Here is a 15,432-nt window from a genome sequence, read left to right as displayed (position 1 = left end):
ACTTATCTCTTTGAAACAGGTGCTGAGTTTCTTAATGTTACAGTAAAGCCCTTGCATTTTGCTTCAAAAAATAAGCTGAGGAAAGGATGAAAACCTACCGGAATTTAGCCTGCTGCATAATAAAGCACAGAAAGGAAGATGACGTTCATGAAATTCAAACAAAAATGGGCAGTCCTCGTCATGATCATGTCTTTACTATTGACGCTCGTTCCGGCTGTTCAGGCGAAGGAAGCGGATCCGCCCGCACAAACGGAAGAGCAGCCTCTACCGGACAAAATGGTTGATATCGATCCTGCGGTCCAGCCGCAAGAATTGTCTTCGGTGTTGGAGGCGGGAGGGGTGGTTCCGGCTGTTTATGAGCCAAATCCGGGACAGCGCAATCTTGCTTTGGGGCTTGACTATGAATGGTCGCAAGGACCGGAAGCCTCGCATCCGGATGACAGCAAGAAGCTGACGGACGGAATATACGGGGGACTGGATATATCTGATCCCGCTTGGGTCGGGCATGTGAATAAAATGACGAGGGAAGTCATCTTCGACTTGGGTGAGCCGAAGTCGATCTCGAACATTAAAGCGCGGTTTTTGCAGGATTGGCCGACCAAGAGTTTGGTGCCGCTGACCGTCTCCATGTACGTCTCTGACGACAAGGAAAATTGGGGAACGCTTTCACACAATGCCACCCAGCTTCTTTGGGGAGACGGCCCGCCAAGACAAGAGATCTTCGAATGGGATGGAAGCAGGGACGGAATCCGCAGCGGGAACTTGGATGCGGAAATGGCCTATGCCCGTTATGTAAAGGTAACCTTTACGATGCATACGAGAGCCTGGACCTTCATTGACGAAATTGAAATTACGGGAGCTGACGGAAAGCTTGAAGGCGCCGTGACCGTTCCTGCCGAACAGCCGGCATTTTTGGAACCGGGCGAAGCCACCGCAGGCATTCGCAATCTTGGATTGCTGTACAACGGACATTATCCCAATGACAAAGGGACCTGGATGAAGGACCGGATCATTCCCAATATCAGCTATGTGGATCAAGCCGGCGAACCCAAGGATATTCTTTTTGACGGCGTGGTTTACCTCGGTCTGGATTCACCGAACAGCCGGGCATTTGACGGTAATGCCAATCCAAGCGCCGGAGCGAGGCTGGAAGATTGGAATTGGTATCTCGATAAAACCTTTGCCGATACGGGCGATATGCATCAATTGAATGAAGCGACGAAGGAAGTCGGAGCGAAGCTCGGCCAGCCTGATTTTAAAGAAAAGGTTGTCCTGATGATCCCGAATCCGGGCGAGTTTTTGAGTGATTTTGGCGTTATAAACGGCGAGGCTTTAAGCTTCAGCGCCTCCGATGTCGGAGAAGAGAAAGCGTTTGCAAATCGGGAGAAAGCGATTCAATGGTGGGTAAACGAAGTGCTTCAAAAATGGGGAGCCAAAAACTACTCCCACCTTGAGCTTGTTGGAATGTACTGGCTGGAGGAACAAATCAGCACAAGCGAAAAGGGACCGGATTTAGTCCTTTCGACCAGCCGGATGGTTCATGAAAATAACCTGAAGTTTTTCTGGATTCCGCACTTTTTGGCATACAAGGGCTACATGTGGAAGGATGTCGGCATTGATGCGGTAGCCTTCCAACCGAACTATTTCTTCGAGGAAATGGGCTATGACCGTCTGGCTGACGCGGCCAACCTGGCGAAACAATACGGTATGAGCATTGAGTTGGAGTTCGATGACCGCATGCTGACCGATGCCGTGTTCCGCGAACGGTACATTGATTACTTGAACAGCGGGGTCGAAACGGGACTCATGCAGAACGGCTTCAGAGCCTATTACCAAGGGAATGACGCCGTGCGCAATACGGCGGTGAGTACAGACCCTGCGACGCGTATTTTGTATGATTGGCTTTATCAATTCGTAAAAGGAACCTATCAAATCAACAGCGGGGCTCCCCCGGAGGCCGTTGTGAAAATGAATGGACAAACGCTCCAAAGCGGAGCCGTCGTACCGGATACGGAACCCATTCAATTTACGTGGGAAGTGAAGGATGATGACGGAAGCGGACTGGTCCAAGTATCCGCAACGTTTAACGGCAAGCCTTATACCGCGGGAACGGCCATTGATCTTGCGGGCAAACCGGGAAAACATGAGCTCGTTATTACCGTAGTGGCGGGCAAATCGCAGAAGACGGCTTATATTATCGAAGCATCCACGAATGCTGACGGCTTGAAAGCATGGGTTAACCGCTTTGCGGAAGAGTTGCAAATCACGAATGCCGAAGCGGTTCGTTCATTGAACAATTATCTCGAAATGATGAAACGCTACGAAGGAGTGGATGAAACTCAGGCTCTCGGCTATTTAAAAGGCTTTAATGCGAAGCTTGACCAGTTGAAGAAAGATCAAACGATCAAGGATGGAGCATACGGCACGCTGAAGGAAGGCGTTTATTACCTGATTGGAAACGCGGCGGCGAACAAACCCGTGGAAGCATCTTCGGTAGAAGGGGGCAATTCGAATTACGCGCCTCAAAAAAGCGGTGGATGGATTCCCTGCTTCAAGATGGGCGAGCGACTATACCAATAACAGCTGGTTCCTGGTTGATCTCGGCGAAGCAAGGCGATGGATACGGTAAGAATCGACTGGGAATATGCCCGCGCCAAGACTTACCGGCTGCTCGTATCCGACGATAAGCAGAATTGGACCCATGTCATAAAGGAAAACAACGGAATCATTACGGCGCATGATGGAAAGGAAACGGTTCAGTTCGATCCGGTCAAAGCGAGATACGTTAAATTCGAAGGGATTGAAAGAGCTACGGATTATGGTTACTCCTTCTATGAATTTGGAGTGTATAACCTTTCGGGAGGACCGGAAACCAAGACGATCGATGGCGTGAAAGCTGTCATGGACGCCTCAACGAAAAAAAGTGACGATTGACGGGTTGGTCATGAACGGAAACCTTGAAAAAGTCAATTTGAAGGTGGTTAATCCAAAAGGCAAAGTTCAATATGAAGAGCAAACGACGAGTACGGATGCGGGGACGTTCCAATTCGTGTTCACCCTTAATGGCGGAGTGGAGGGAACCTACACGGCGCATCTGGCAACAGGCGATATGAATGCGCCAGAAACAGTTACATTTGAATTCAAGCGGGATAACCCCGGCGGCCCGGGCAGTGGAGGCAGCGAGGGTAATGGCGGCAGCGGCGGCAATGGAGGCAGCGGAGGAAATAGTGGCGGCGGAGGCGGTGGAGCTCCTGCGATAACGCCTCCAAGCCCAGAGCTATTTCAGACTCAAATCGATGGTTCCGTTAAGGCGGTATTGGACTCAAAGCTCGACGCGGATGGAAAAACGGCTGCAGGCGCGGTCAGCGAACCGGAAATGAGGAAGGCGTTAGCTCAATCGAAGGCTGATCAAGCGGGTAAACAGCGCATTATTCTTGAGTTAAAGAAACAGGGAGAAACATCGAATTACGCACTGGATCTTCCTGCAGCGTTCCTGTCCGGTAATCCTAATCTTTTTATTGAAGTGATTACTCCGAAAGCATCGGCCATCCTTAACGGACAAATGCTCGGGCAATCCGCTGAATCCGGCAAGCAGTTCCGCTTTTCGATCAATGGGCGGGACCCTAAATCATTGACCCCGGAGGTACTTGCCAAAATCGGCAACAGACCTATGGTATACCTGGAGGCCAAGATGGACGGCAAGTCCATTCCGTGGAAGAACGAGAAGGCCCCTATTGCCGTAGCTGTACCGTATGCAAAGGCAGACCAGGAGATTGCGGCAAGAATCGGCATCCTGTGGGTTAACGAGGAAGGCGCGGCTTCAGCGGTTAATGGTACGGCATATTCCGCTTCCGATAAGCTTATTCGCTTTCAAGCAAACAGTACGGGCACATATGCGGTATACTATGACCAGCCTGCAACTCCATTTACGGATCTGGCCAGCCATTCATGGGCACGGGAAGCTATTGATAAGCTGACTGCACTGGGGATCGTAAAGGGGACTTCAGCAACGACCTTTAGTCCGACTGAGCAGGTGAGCAGAGGCGACTTCATCCTGATGCTTGTCAGAACATTCGATTTGCAGGCAGAAGCAACCGATGCTTTCACAGACGTTCAGCCAAAGGATTACTACTACGAGGCCGTATCCGCCGCAAAGCAGTTGGGCATCGTAAACGGTACCCTTGGCGGGCGTATCGAACCGAAGGCAAAAATAACGCGGCAAGACATGATGGTAATGGCAGCGCGGGCGTTGCAGGCGGCGCAGGGCGCTGAAATCTCCGGAGATCGCAAAACGCTTGACGGTTTTAAGGACGGAAGCCATGTTTCCGATTATGCAGCCGGCGGCATTGCGGGCATGATCGAGATGGGGCTGATTCAGGGTGACGGTAAGACGATCAATCCGCAAAGCCATGCCAGCCGTGCGGAAACGGCCGTATACCTGACCCGATTATTGGAGCTTTTGGCCGAGTAACATAGCTGTTGTTGAAAAGAGGAGCCACAGTAACGGAAGATTTACTGCATTAAAATAAGCCGGTCGGGTTCGGATCGTTTTGGTCATTGAACTCGATCGGTTTCATAAAAACTTGATTTTATTAACGAGATGTGCCATAGTTAAGATTATAGAAATTGAAACGAATTCACATGTTGAAAAGAGTCTCATTTTTTTTGATGGAACTTTTTTCAATGTGTGAATTTTTTGTCTAGTGGGAAAAATGATCATGTTAAATATTATTTTGGAGGTAACTTCATTTGCAAACAGGTACAGTGAAATGGTTTAACAGTGATAAGGGATTCGGCTTTATTGAAGTTGAAGGCGGAAGCGACGTATTTGTGCATTTCAGCGCCATCGAAGGCGAAGGCTACAAATCGTTGGATGAAGGCCAGCGCGTTCAGTTCAACGTGACCCAGGGAAATCGCGGGCCGCAAGCTGAGAACGTAACGAAAATTTATTAATCCTAATCAGGGCTGCTCCTCAGTGCAAAGGGGCAGCTTTCTTCAGAAAGGGATGTAATCGGTTGGCAATTTGACCTTAAACGGGAAAGGGGACTGCTTAAATTGAGGGTTAATTTGAATTTTACGACCAAAGGACAAATGGCGATTGATAATTTCAATAATGGGGAATTGATCGAGATCTTCACAAGATATATGAGAACGCTAACCAAACATTATGATATTGATATTACCGTTCCGACGGATGTGAATCAAAACATAAGTGAAGAGGGAATTTTAAAAGTATATTTAAAAAACATAAACTGTGATGTAAACACCTTTTTTTAAAGAACTAGGAAGAGACATTAAAGTTCCTTTGAAGAAAAGGCTCGATACGAACGGGAAGTTAGACAATGTTTTTAAAATCGAAGTTATTCAATAACGGAAACGATGGCCACTTGAAAAAGTGGTTTTTTTTGTTTATGAATGATAGGTAACATCTATCTTAATTATAAAAACTATATTATTGTAAGATCGTTTTTGCCGATTTATACTGAATGAGCGGAATCCGCATCAGAATGCCCGCTGTGACATCTAGCGGCATGGAGCGGGAAGACATGAAGGAAATCGGGGCACTAATTATAGATTGAAGGCGCATCTGGAAGGAGCGGTGATCTTGTATGAAGGAAGCCGAAATATTGTCGATCAATACAGGCAAACCCATACAGGTACAGTTTAAAAAAAAAGGAAGTTTCTACGGGCATTTACAAACTTCCTGTAAGCGAACCTTTATTTTTGTCATGGTTGAACTTTGAAGGGGATGGGCAAGCCGATCTGGTTCATCACGGCGGAAGGGAGAAAGCGGTTTGCGTTTATCCCTATGAACACTATCCATTTTGGGAAAATGAATTGGAGAGAACTCTGGAATACGGCGCATTTGGGGAAAATTTGACGACTCGCGGATTGTTGGAAACGGATGTTTGCATCGGCGATATTTTTCAGCTCGGGGAAGCGATGGTCCAGGTCAGCCAACCCCGGCAGCCGTGCTTCAAATTGTCCGTCAAATACAATGTGCCCGACATGCCGCTCAAGGTTCAGGAAACGGGCTGCACCGGATTTTATTTTCGGGTTCTGAAGGAAGGTACCGTCTGCAGAGATTCTGGATTGACAAGGATTTCCTCCCACCCCCAAGGGATTACGGTTGCTTACGCCAACCGCATTATGCATCATGAGAAAGATCGGATCGAAGATATTAAAAAGATCCTGGAAGTGGAAGCATTGTCGGTCAATTGGCGAGCGACATTCATGAAACGGCTTGCCGGCAGCGAAGTGGATACGCGTGAGCGATTAACCGGCAATACATAAGGTGAGCGCCCGAAATATCCGTTTGTTCATAAATCTACGATAACGTTTCGCCAAGCATTCCGGGAAAAACGATCGCCAAGATGTTCTTGATCCTCGCAGCATGTTTTTCCTCAGAAAACATTTCTATGCCGTACATTCTTCAATGCTCTATCAACCTAAGTACAGATCTAATGTGTGGGATTATTTATCGGATATCACGGAGTATGCCAGATACTCGGTTGTGTACGGTTACATAAGAAAGTTCGTCGCGGATGAAGGCATTTTGGATATGGGCTGCGGGACCGGGATATTGTACGACATGCTTTTGGACAGCGAGAAGGATATATATACCGGCGTGGACCTATCGGAGGAAGCCGTGAAGATTGCGTCAAGCAAAACGTCAAAGGTTTTCCATTGCGGGGACATCAATCATTATGTTCCTCAAAAGCGGTATGATGTTATCGTGTTTAACGAATCGCTGCACTACGTCCCAATACGCCAAGCAAACTTCTTGATTATGCCCATTGCTTGACTCATCATAAGGCCGGACTGAAATGGTATATCCATCTGCTGAAGAAAAAGGACGCTGCGGTTTAGCGGATCTTGACGAGCCGATTAGAAGTTCTGCATGAACTTCTGATCGGCTTTTATTCATTCCAAAGATTCATATAACGATGTATACTCTTTTTAACGCATGCCACAAGAGTAGACTTCATAAAGAGAGGACGGGCGTACATGTCATCAGGATATTGGTTGAAAAACGTAAAAATGGAATCCGGTTATGAGCGGGATGGAGATCAAATCACTGGAACGCGAACGGAGCTTGTACATATCCGCATCGAGAACGAGCGCATAACGGATATTTCTCCCGCTAAGGTCTTTCTTGACGACAAGCTTCCAAAGTATGACGCGAAGCAGCAGCTTTTGCTGCCGTCTTTTCGCGAATCCCATTTGCATCTGGACAAGACCTTTTATGGAGGTCCATGGCAAGCGGTTCGGCCTGCCGGCTCCATCTTTAAGCGCATCGAGCAGGAAAAGAAGCTGCTCCCGGAGCTGCTGCCTGTAGCCGAGGAACGCGCATCGAAGCTCCTAGATTTAATTCTCGGGCATGGTTCCACCTACGTCAGGGGACATGTGAATATTGATCCGGTTAGCGGCCTCAAGGGCCTTGAAGCCGTTAAACGGGCACTCGGATCGTTTCAAAACAAGATCGATGCCGAGCTGGTTGCTTTTACCCAACACGGTTTGCTTCGCTCCCAGTCCGAACAGCTGGTTCGGGAGGCCGTCAGAAACGGAGCGACGCATATTGGTTCCGTGGATCCGGCGGTGATCGATGGCGACCGCGAAAAATCGCTCAATACCCTAATGGAGATCGCCGTCGAAGAAAATGTTAACATCGATATTCACGTTCATGAATCAGGCGCGGAAGGCGTAAAAACATTATCTCTGCTTGCCCGGTTAACCGAGAACGCGGGCTGGAAAGGACGGGTTACGGTCAGTCACGCCTTCGCTTTCGCAACCCCGGATTTTGACGACGTGAAGGAACTGGCCAGCCGGTTTGCGGAGCTTGAGATCGATATTGCATCAACCGTACCCATCGGAAGACTTCATATGCCCTTGCCGGCCCTGCATGATATGGGCGTGAGAATTGGGCTCGGCAACGACAGCATCATCGATCATTGGTCCCCCTTCGGCATGGGGGATGCCTTGGAAAAGGCACAGCGTTTCGCGGAGCTGTACGGCCGCAGTCAGGAGTACGGCCTGTCGCAAACGCTGGGCTTCATAACCGGAGGAATCACGCCGCTGAATGCCGAAGGGGAGCGGGTGTGGCCTTATGTGGGTGCCGAAGCAAGCGTGGTGCTCGTGGATGCAAGCTGTGCAGCGGAGGCTGTGGCGAGACGTTGCAGCCGTACGGCGGTCATCCACCGCGGTCAACTGGCGGCCGGAACGCTGACGCAGATTCAGGAATAGAAACGAAAAGAAAAAGGGCGCCATGATCCGAGGGCGCTTCTTTTCGTTGTGAAAATCCCAAGCTTTTCCACGAATGTTTGCAAAAGAACGAGTTACATTAGTAGGTGTTACTCTTAAGAAACGGTGGTGACTCCTTCGAATGTATCTTTCTCCGCGACTGTATCACTTGCTTGTCCGTCCGCCATGGTTCACGAAAATATACATCCATGATCACATCAACGGCCATTTCTGCATGGATCATAAAAGCGTGCTTGACTTCGGCTCGGGTACCGGCGCGAATTGCCGTTTATGCAAGCCTGATTTTTATCTTGGCATAGAGCCGAATAAACAAAGGGTCGGTCTTGCCAAAAGGTTTTACCCGGACTATAACTTTGAGTTATTCGATGAAAGGAAGATTCCGGTCCGGGACCATTCGATCGACTATATTCTGGTAGTCGCGGTACTTCATCATTTGAACGACGGGCAAATCAGGGACTACCTGTCAGAATTTGACAGGGTGCTGAAACCCGGAGGAAGAATTATCGCGATGGAGCCTTACTTATGCGACCGTGCCGCAATCAGGAATCGCTTAATGAACTGGTATGACGACGGGGAGTATATTCGGAACGAGGAATCCTATTTCAAGCTGTTTCAAGACGGGAATTACCGGTGCGAAACGTTGAAAAAGTTCACAAAATGTTTCGTGTACAATGAAATCTTTTTTTTCGGCTCAGCGCGAAGCGGGTGATGACATATGCCTCAAGCCGACATAAACGGTTACCGTATGTATTACACGGATCTTGGGAAAGGAACCGCCATCGTTTTTATCCATCCCCCGGTGTTGACAAGTTTGAATTTTCAATGTCAAATCCGGGAATTGTCGGCAAAATTCCGTTCGGTGGCCTTTGATATCCGTGGGCACGGGAAAAGCGGACCTTCCGAAAAAGAAGTAACCTATCCGTTAATTGTTGAGGATATAAAGCAGCTGATGGATCGGCTTGAAATTGAAAAAGCTTTTTTTTGCGGCTTACTCGACCGGCGGCTCGGTCGTGCTCGAATTTCTGTTAACCTATCCCGAGCGGGGATCTGGCGGTATCGTGGTTGGCGGGATGTCCGAAGTAAACGAGAGGAAGTTGAAAAGAAAAATTTCAAGCGGGCGCTTCTTCTCCAAAATAGGCGCCGTTGGTTTAGTGGCGCTTATCGTTTCCTGGGGCCAAGCGAAACAGCTTCCGCTCATGCGGTTACTGTTCAAAGACGCCAAAAAAACAAACGCCAAAAATGCGGAGCAGTATTACGAATACAGCTTGAATTACAACTGTACGGCACGATTGGACAACATTCATCACCCCGTCTTGCTCGTTTACGGAGAAAAGGACAAACTGTTTCATCCCTACGCGAAACTGCTGCATGAGCGATTGCCCAAGAGCGAGCTGGTTTTTGTCGAAAAGACCAAACATCAGATACCGACGAAAGCTGCAGATGATTTAAACGGGCTGATTCAAAGTTTTATTCATCAGTATTCATCGACGCTGCACCCATCCAGATGAATATAAAGGATTTTCGTTAAAAACGCTTTTCGTACCTGAAAAGGATACCGAGGGCGTTTTTTTTGCTTGTTTATATGTGGAATTCCTTGTGTCATCCACTTAATGATTGATAAATGCTTATAAAATACTTATAATTACTTATTAAAGGTGGTGAGAGCGTGTTTCAGGAGGAACGTTTGCTGAAAATCATGGATTATTTGAAACGGCATCGAACGATGAGTGTAAAAGAAATATGCGGTTTGTTCGAAGTATCGAGAGATACGGCAAGAAGAGACATTGTCCGATTGATTGAAGAAGGGGCTGCGATCCGGACTCACGGGGGAATTGCTTTGCCGGAACTTCGGAAAGAGCTCACTTCGTATCAGGAACGAAGCATTAGCCATCCGGACAGCAAGAGAATCATCGGCAAAACGGCCGCTAGGCTCATACGTGATCAAGAAACGGTCATTCTGGACGTATCGACGACGGTCCAGTGCGTCGCGGAACAGATGGCTGCAAAGCATATTACGGCGGTTACGCACTCGATTGACAATGCCGGAGTCCTGTCGAACCGGGAGGATGTTCAGATATATTTGCTCGGAGGGTATTTAAATGCTAAGCATCGCTTCTTGTATGGTCCTTCCGTCGTCGATAAGCTGAAAGACATTCGTTCGGACAAAGCGTTTATCGGTGCTTCGGCGATAGGCGGAGACGGCCTTTATTATCCGTATGAAGAAGATGTTCGGGTTAAACAGGAAATGGCGAGAAGATCGGATCAGGTCATTGCCGTAGCCGATTTCACCAAATTTTCCGGGCAGTCTTTTTTTCAGGCTCGATTTTGGCCATGTGGATGTGCTGATCACCGATCAAGAAATACCGGAAGAGTTCAAGGAGATATTCGACCGGCACGAGATAACGGTTATTTATGCCAAGGAACCCGAAGGAGGAGAAAGCAATGGAACGAAAGATCGTTTATAATGTGCGCGCCGTGTGTCAAGATCAAGTGATTGACCCGGCCGTAGTCTGGATTAATAACGGTTATATCGAAAAAATAGAGGCCGGTTGCCCGCCCCTGGAGCAAGTGCAGGATTTCGGGCTGATCGACGGCAAAGGCATGCTGCTCATCCCCGGGATGATCGACGTCCACATACATGGAGCCAACGGTTACGATATGATGGACGGCACGGAGCAGAGCGTACAGCAGGTATCGAAAGCTTGCGCTGCCAGCGGATGCACCTCGTTTTTGGCTACGTCGGTAAGCTCGACGATCGAAGACTTAATGGCGATGATACGCAGCGTCAAGCGGGTCATGGGCCGTGAAGAGGGAGCTCTCATTGCAGGCCTCCATTTGGAAGGCCCGTATTTGAACCTGAAGCGTAAAGGGATGCAGAATGAGAAATACCTGAGACATCCCGACATGGACGAAATCAAAAAGATTTACCGGGAAGCCGGCGATTGGATTAAGATGGTGACGATTGCCCCCGAACTCCCTGGGGGGACGGAACTGATCGATTTTTTGCAGGAGCACGGGACCGTCGTCGCCGTAGCCCATTCCGATGCTACCTATGAAGAGGCGAAATTGGCTTTTACCCGGGGAGCGAGTCATGTCACGCACTGCTTTAACGGCATGCGTCCGATTCATCATCGGGATCCCGGACTTATCGTCGCCGCGTTTGAAGAAGAGCATGTAAGTCTCCAAGCGATCGTGGATAACGTCCATTTGCACCCCGCGATCGTTCGTATGATGCACCGGGTGAAGGGAGCACATCGGATGGTGTTGATCACCGACGCTCTGCAGGCGATGGGATTGGGCGACGGCATCTATACCTTTGGAGGGCACCAGGTCGAGGTCAGAGGCGGAATCGCCCGCTTGAAGGACGGAACGCTCGCATCAAGCACCATCACCATGAATAAAGCGCTGCAATTGACCGTCGAGCTTGGAATATCGCTGACCGATGCGGTACGGATGGCTGCAACGACTCCGGCCGACATCCTCGGGAATTCCCATACGGGCCGAATCGCGCCCGGCTGCCAAGCCGATCTCGTTCTCCTGGATGATAACTTTGACGTTCAATGGACGATGATCCAAGGAAGAATGATACCGCTCTCGTGACGCTGGAACATCGGGCCAAATACACTCCATTTTACATTTCAATGGCAGGAGCAAGGAACTCTCATTATCGGCAGATGGTTCGGTTGCCTTAGCATCATCACAGCCATGCCTTCCTTGTTTAAATTCAGTTTAAATACTTTTTTTTATAATCATATTGCGACATTTTGCTGAGAAAGGAGTTGATAAACTGATGATTAGAATACTTGTTGTTGACGATGACCCGCACATCCGCGAGCTGGTTGGCGTATTTTTGCGGAATGAAGGTTTTGACGTCGTTGAAGCGTCAGATGGCGCAGATGCGCTTTTGAAGCTTGAGAGGGTGAAAATAGACATGGCCGTTTTCGATGTCATGATGCCGAATATGGATGGTTGGCAATTATGTGCCGAATTGCGAAAGCATTATGATATCCCCCTGCTTATGCTAACGGTAAAAGGAGAAACAAGCCAAAAAGTCAAAGGGTTTCAATTGGGAACGGATGACTATTTGGTCAAACCTTTTGATCCGATGGAATTGGTTGTTAGGTTAAAAGCGTTGCTGAAACGCTATCAAATTGCCGCATCGAAGACGATCCGAATCGGGGAATTGTTAATGAACCAAAAAACCCATGAAGTCATTATAAACGGCGGGAATATAACCCTTCCCCTCAAGGAATTCGAGCTATTATTCAAGCTTGCCAGTTATCCAGGCAAAACGTTCTCGCGGGATCAATTGATCGAAGATATCTGGGGTTATGATTTTGAAGGAAACGAAAGAACGTTGGATGTACATGTAAATCGGCTGCGGGAACGATTTTCGGGCAATGAACATTCTTTTAAAATCAAAACCATTCGCGGGTTGGGCTACCGGCTGGAGGTGCCCTCATGAAAATAAAGGAAACCGCTCATCATATTCTTGGAATTATTCTTGCGCTGATGCTCTTGATCGGAAGTTTCTCAGCCGCTTTTTACCTGACTTCTTTCATTTATACTAAAGTCGGGCAATTTCCCTCTGCGTTATGGATACAGATAATTAATTCGCTACTCGGATTGATCATCGCATCCATCGTCATGAAAGTTGCGGGACGTTTTGACAAACAAACGAAAGGTCTATTTGATTCGATCATTATGGCTCAAAAGAAAATCGCAGCAGGAGATTTTAATGTAAGCATGGATAAAAAAACGGAAGGCCTAGGGCCATTCGGCGAGCTGGTCGACAGCGTAAACCATATGGCGCTGGAATTAAGCAGGATGGAGAACATGCGGCAGGAATTCATCTCGGATGTATCGCATGAAATTCAGTCACCGCTTACGTCGATCCGTGGTTTTGCGCAGGCTCTTCGAAATCCCGGGCTGAGCTCTGAAGACAGGCTGCACTATCTTAGCATCATCGAAGCTGAAAGTATGCGGCTATCCAAGCTGAGCGATAACCTATTAAAACTGGCCTCCCTGGAAACCGACACGATGAAGTTTGAACCAACAACTTACCGTTTGGATAAACAAATAAGGGTTATCGTTCTGGCGTGCGAACCGCAGTGGGCAGAAAAGAACATCCATATGGATGTGTTTCTGGACGAAATTGAAATCAAAGTCGATGAAGACATGATGAATCAGGTCTGGTTGAACTTGATTCATAACAGCATCAAATTTACGCCGGAAGGCGGAAACGTCAAAATAGAGTTGTACCAGCAGGGTGACGTATTAGTGTTCAAAATAACCGATACGGGAATAGGTATTGCAGAGGAAGACCGGAAACGCGTTTTCGAGCGATTTTATAAATCGGATAAATCTCGGACACCCGCCATGAGAGGCAGCGGTTTAGGACTTTCCATCGTCAAAAAGATGGTTGACCTTCATCACGGGACCATAGATGTGCAGAGCAAATTGGGCGCAGGCACGACATTTACCGTATCCCTGCCGAACGGATTGGAATATAAAACATAAGTTTGCGCTTGGTTAAAACAACTTCGCTATGGATAGCATTTGAGGTTGTTTTTTTTCTGTTCCGGTTTACATTCAGTTTAAAAAAGGGCTGTATCATTTGACATGAAATAAGAATTACATCGTGATGAAACACCTTCAAACCATTCGATTGATTACGGAGGAAATGGATATGAAAACTACAACGCATACCTTCAAACTAGATCGCTGGCAAAAGAGACTGGACGGGTTGCGAAAGGCCCATCACGTACCGGGAGTCTCACTCGCCGTGCTCGTTAATGGGGAGATTCACGAATTAGCCAGCGGCCTTCTACACAGGGGGACGGGCGTAGAGGCAACAAGCGATTCGTTGTTTCAGGTCGGCTCGATTACTAAAGTATATACGGCTACCCTGGTAATGCAGTTGGTCGATTCGGGAGTGCTGGATTTGGAAGCAACAGTGAGGGATGTTCTTCCGGAGTTTACGGTCCCCGGAACGGAAGCGGTAACGATTCGTCAATTGCTCAGCCACACCAGCGGTCTAACCAGCGATTTTATAATCGACACCGGTCGCGGCGATGACTGCTTAACCCGTTACACTAAGGCCTGCGAAGAACTCAGGCTGGAAAGCTCGCCCGGGACGGTCGTTTCGTACAGCAGCGTGGGATACAACCTATTGGGCCGTATCGTTGAGGTCGTTACGGGCCAGACTTGGGATGATGCCTTAAGGGACCGGGTTCTCGCCCCGGTTGGACTCGCCTGTACGGTGACGCTTCCTGAAGAAGTGTTGCGGTTTCGGGCTGCTATGGGGCACTTGGGGGGGCGGGGAAGGCCAAATTCCTGAGCCGACCCCATTCTGGAACCTATTGCCGCGTTCTTCAGGTCCCAGCGGCAGTGTTCTGTGCTCTACGGCTGCCGACCTCGTCCGGTTGGCCCAGATGCATCTAAACGGCGGCGTAGCGTCCGAAGGTACTCGCGTGTTGACTTCTGAGACGCGCCGCCGCCATGCAACGTCTTACGGCCGAAACTCCTGACAAGTGGACGTCCGGCAACGAAGGATGGGGGCTCGGTTGGATGATATACGACTGGAACGGTGTCTCCGTGATAGGGCACGACGGCGCTACGATCGGGCAGAACGGGTATTTGCGTGCCGTTCCCGGGAGCGGCGTGGCCGTCGCCTTGTTAACCAACGGAGGGAGTACGGATTTGCTTCAGTCGATACTTTTCAGGGAACTTTTTGAGGAATTGGCAGGCACAAGAACGCCGGATGCAGCCTTTGAACCGCCGACGAAGCCACCGATTGTTGATATTATGCCGTTCATTGGTACCTACAAACGCGAAGGAGTCGTCATGACCGTCACAGAGCGTAACGGAACGCTGCGTTTGGTATACGAAATCTTCGACGGCAGGCAAGCCCCTCCGCCGCCGCTGGAAATCGAACTTATACCGGTGGCGGAGGAGGTGTTTGTCGGGGCGTGTTCCGGCCAGGACTGGATTCCCGTCATTTTCTCCACGCTGTCGGACGGTTCGGTATATTGCTACATGGGCATGCGCGCCGCACCAAAGATTGTGTAATAGCACAATTTTTGGCGACACAAATTCCGAACAGAACATGTGAAACATCGTATTTTTTGTGAAGACGTGAATTTTGAATATTGATGAAATCCGCAGGAT

At 48.8% G+C, this 15,432-nt stretch carries 13 protein-coding genes and 3 pseudogenes; all 16 read left to right on the top strand.

What is annotated here, in order from left to right; genetic code table 11:
• Positions 1-147 precede the first annotated feature (147 nt).
• Positions 148-2,580, top strand: coding sequence for a DUF4855 domain-containing protein (locus XI25_RS00475; RefSeq protein ID WP_052759391.1), 2,433 nt, complete (start codon positions 148-150; stop codon positions 2,578-2,580).
• A gap of 36 nt (positions 2,581-2,616) precedes the next feature.
• Positions 2,617-2,934: a discoidin domain-containing protein gene (locus XI25_RS00470; protein WP_046676860.1), complete on the top strand. Its 318-nt coding sequence runs from the start codon at positions 2,617-2,619 to the stop codon at positions 2,932-2,934.
• Positions 2,935-2,944: 10 nt separating this feature from the next.
• Complete coding sequence (locus XI25_RS00465; RefSeq protein WP_152669041.1) at positions 2,945-4,471, top strand: S-layer homology domain-containing protein; 1,527 nt, start codon at positions 2,945-2,947, stop codon at positions 4,469-4,471.
• Between the two features lie 278 nt (positions 4,472-4,749).
• Complete coding sequence (locus XI25_RS00460) at positions 4,750-4,953, top strand: cold-shock protein (protein ID WP_046676858.1); 204 nt, start codon at positions 4,750-4,752, stop codon at positions 4,951-4,953.
• Positions 4,954-5,055: 102 nt separating this feature from the next.
• Positions 5,056-5,371, top strand: a pseudogene (locus XI25_RS33900) (hypothetical protein).
• A gap of 238 nt (positions 5,372-5,609) precedes the next feature.
• Positions 5,610-6,294 (top strand): annotated as a pseudogene (locus tag XI25_RS00450) (MOSC domain-containing protein).
• A gap of 172 nt (positions 6,295-6,466) precedes the next feature.
• Positions 6,467-6,805, top strand: a complete 339-nt coding sequence (locus XI25_RS00445; protein ID WP_235439591.1) for a class I SAM-dependent methyltransferase — start codon at positions 6,467-6,469, stop codon at positions 6,803-6,805.
• Between the two features lie 203 nt (positions 6,806-7,008).
• On the top strand, positions 7,009-8,244 hold the full coding sequence (locus XI25_RS00440) for an amidohydrolase (RefSeq protein WP_046676857.1): 1,236 nt from the start codon (positions 7,009-7,011) through the stop codon (positions 8,242-8,244).
• A 139-nt stretch (positions 8,245-8,383) separates the two neighbouring features.
• Complete coding sequence (locus XI25_RS00435) at positions 8,384-8,971, top strand: class I SAM-dependent methyltransferase (protein ID WP_052759390.1); 588 nt, start codon at positions 8,384-8,386, stop codon at positions 8,969-8,971.
• Between the two features lie 6 nt (positions 8,972-8,977).
• Positions 8,978-9,770, top strand: a pseudogene (locus XI25_RS00430) (alpha/beta fold hydrolase).
• Positions 9,771-9,928: 158 nt separating this feature from the next.
• Entirely contained in the window at positions 9,929-10,756 is an 828-nt protein-coding gene (locus tag XI25_RS00425; RefSeq protein ID WP_235439590.1) for a DeoR/GlpR family DNA-binding transcription regulator, read from the top strand.
• Positions 10,705-11,862, top strand: coding sequence for an N-acetylglucosamine-6-phosphate deacetylase (gene nagA, locus XI25_RS00420; RefSeq protein WP_046676856.1), 1,158 nt, complete (start codon positions 10,705-10,707; stop codon positions 11,860-11,862). The genes XI25_RS00425 and nagA overlap by 52 nt, the downstream gene beginning before the upstream one ends.
• 190 nt (positions 11,863-12,052) lie before the next feature.
• A complete protein-coding gene (locus XI25_RS00415; RefSeq protein ID WP_046676855.1) occupies positions 12,053-12,727 on the top strand; it encodes a response regulator transcription factor in 675 nt (224 codons plus the stop codon).
• Positions 12,724-13,782, top strand: a complete 1,059-nt coding sequence (locus tag XI25_RS00410; RefSeq protein WP_046676854.1) for a HAMP domain-containing sensor histidine kinase — start codon at positions 12,724-12,726, stop codon at positions 13,780-13,782. The genes XI25_RS00415 and XI25_RS00410 overlap by 4 nt, the downstream gene beginning before the upstream one ends.
• A 169-nt stretch (positions 13,783-13,951) precedes the next feature.
• Positions 13,952-14,602, top strand: a complete 651-nt coding sequence (locus XI25_RS33600; protein WP_200901322.1) for a serine hydrolase domain-containing protein — start codon at positions 13,952-13,954, stop codon at positions 14,600-14,602.
• Positions 14,603-14,763: 161 nt separating this feature from the next.
• Entirely contained in the window at positions 14,764-15,333 is a 570-nt protein-coding gene (locus XI25_RS33595) for a serine hydrolase (protein WP_200901319.1), read from the top strand.
• The last annotated feature ends 99 nt before the right edge of the window (positions 15,334-15,432 follow it).

Source organism: Paenibacillus sp. DMB20 (genome assembly GCF_000987955.1).
Taxonomy (GTDB): Bacteria; Bacillota; Bacilli; order Paenibacillales; family Paenibacillaceae; genus Paenibacillus_AQ.
The sequence above is the reverse complement of the archived record's forward strand: the minus strand, read 5'-3'. Positions and strand labels throughout refer to the sequence as shown.

Coding starts and splice junctions, on each gene's coding strand:
- XI25_RS00440 (WP_046676857.1), top strand. CDS start 7,009: ATGTCATCAGGATATTGGTTGAAAAACGTAAAAATGGAATCCGGTTAT.
- XI25_RS00410 (WP_046676854.1), top strand. CDS start 12,724: ATGAAAATAAAGGAAACCGCTCATCATATTCTTGGAATTATTCTTGCG.
- XI25_RS00415 (WP_046676855.1), top strand. CDS start 12,053: ATGATTAGAATACTTGTTGTTGACGATGACCCGCACATCCGCGAGCTG.
- XI25_RS00435 (WP_052759390.1), top strand. CDS start 8,384: ATGTATCTTTCTCCGCGACTGTATCACTTGCTTGTCCGTCCGCCATGG.
- XI25_RS00470 (WP_046676860.1), top strand. CDS start 2,617: ATGGATACGGTAAGAATCGACTGGGAATATGCCCGCGCCAAGACTTAC.
- XI25_RS33600 (WP_200901322.1), top strand. CDS start 13,952: ATGAAAACTACAACGCATACCTTCAAACTAGATCGCTGGCAAAAGAGA.
- XI25_RS00465 (WP_152669041.1), top strand. CDS start 2,945: ATGAACGGAAACCTTGAAAAAGTCAATTTGAAGGTGGTTAATCCAAAA.
- nagA (WP_046676856.1), top strand. CDS start 10,705: ATGGAACGAAAGATCGTTTATAATGTGCGCGCCGTGTGTCAAGATCAA.
- XI25_RS00475 (WP_052759391.1), top strand. CDS start 148: ATGAAATTCAAACAAAAATGGGCAGTCCTCGTCATGATCATGTCTTTA.
- XI25_RS33595 (WP_200901319.1), top strand. CDS start 14,764: ATGCAACGTCTTACGGCCGAAACTCCTGACAAGTGGACGTCCGGCAAC.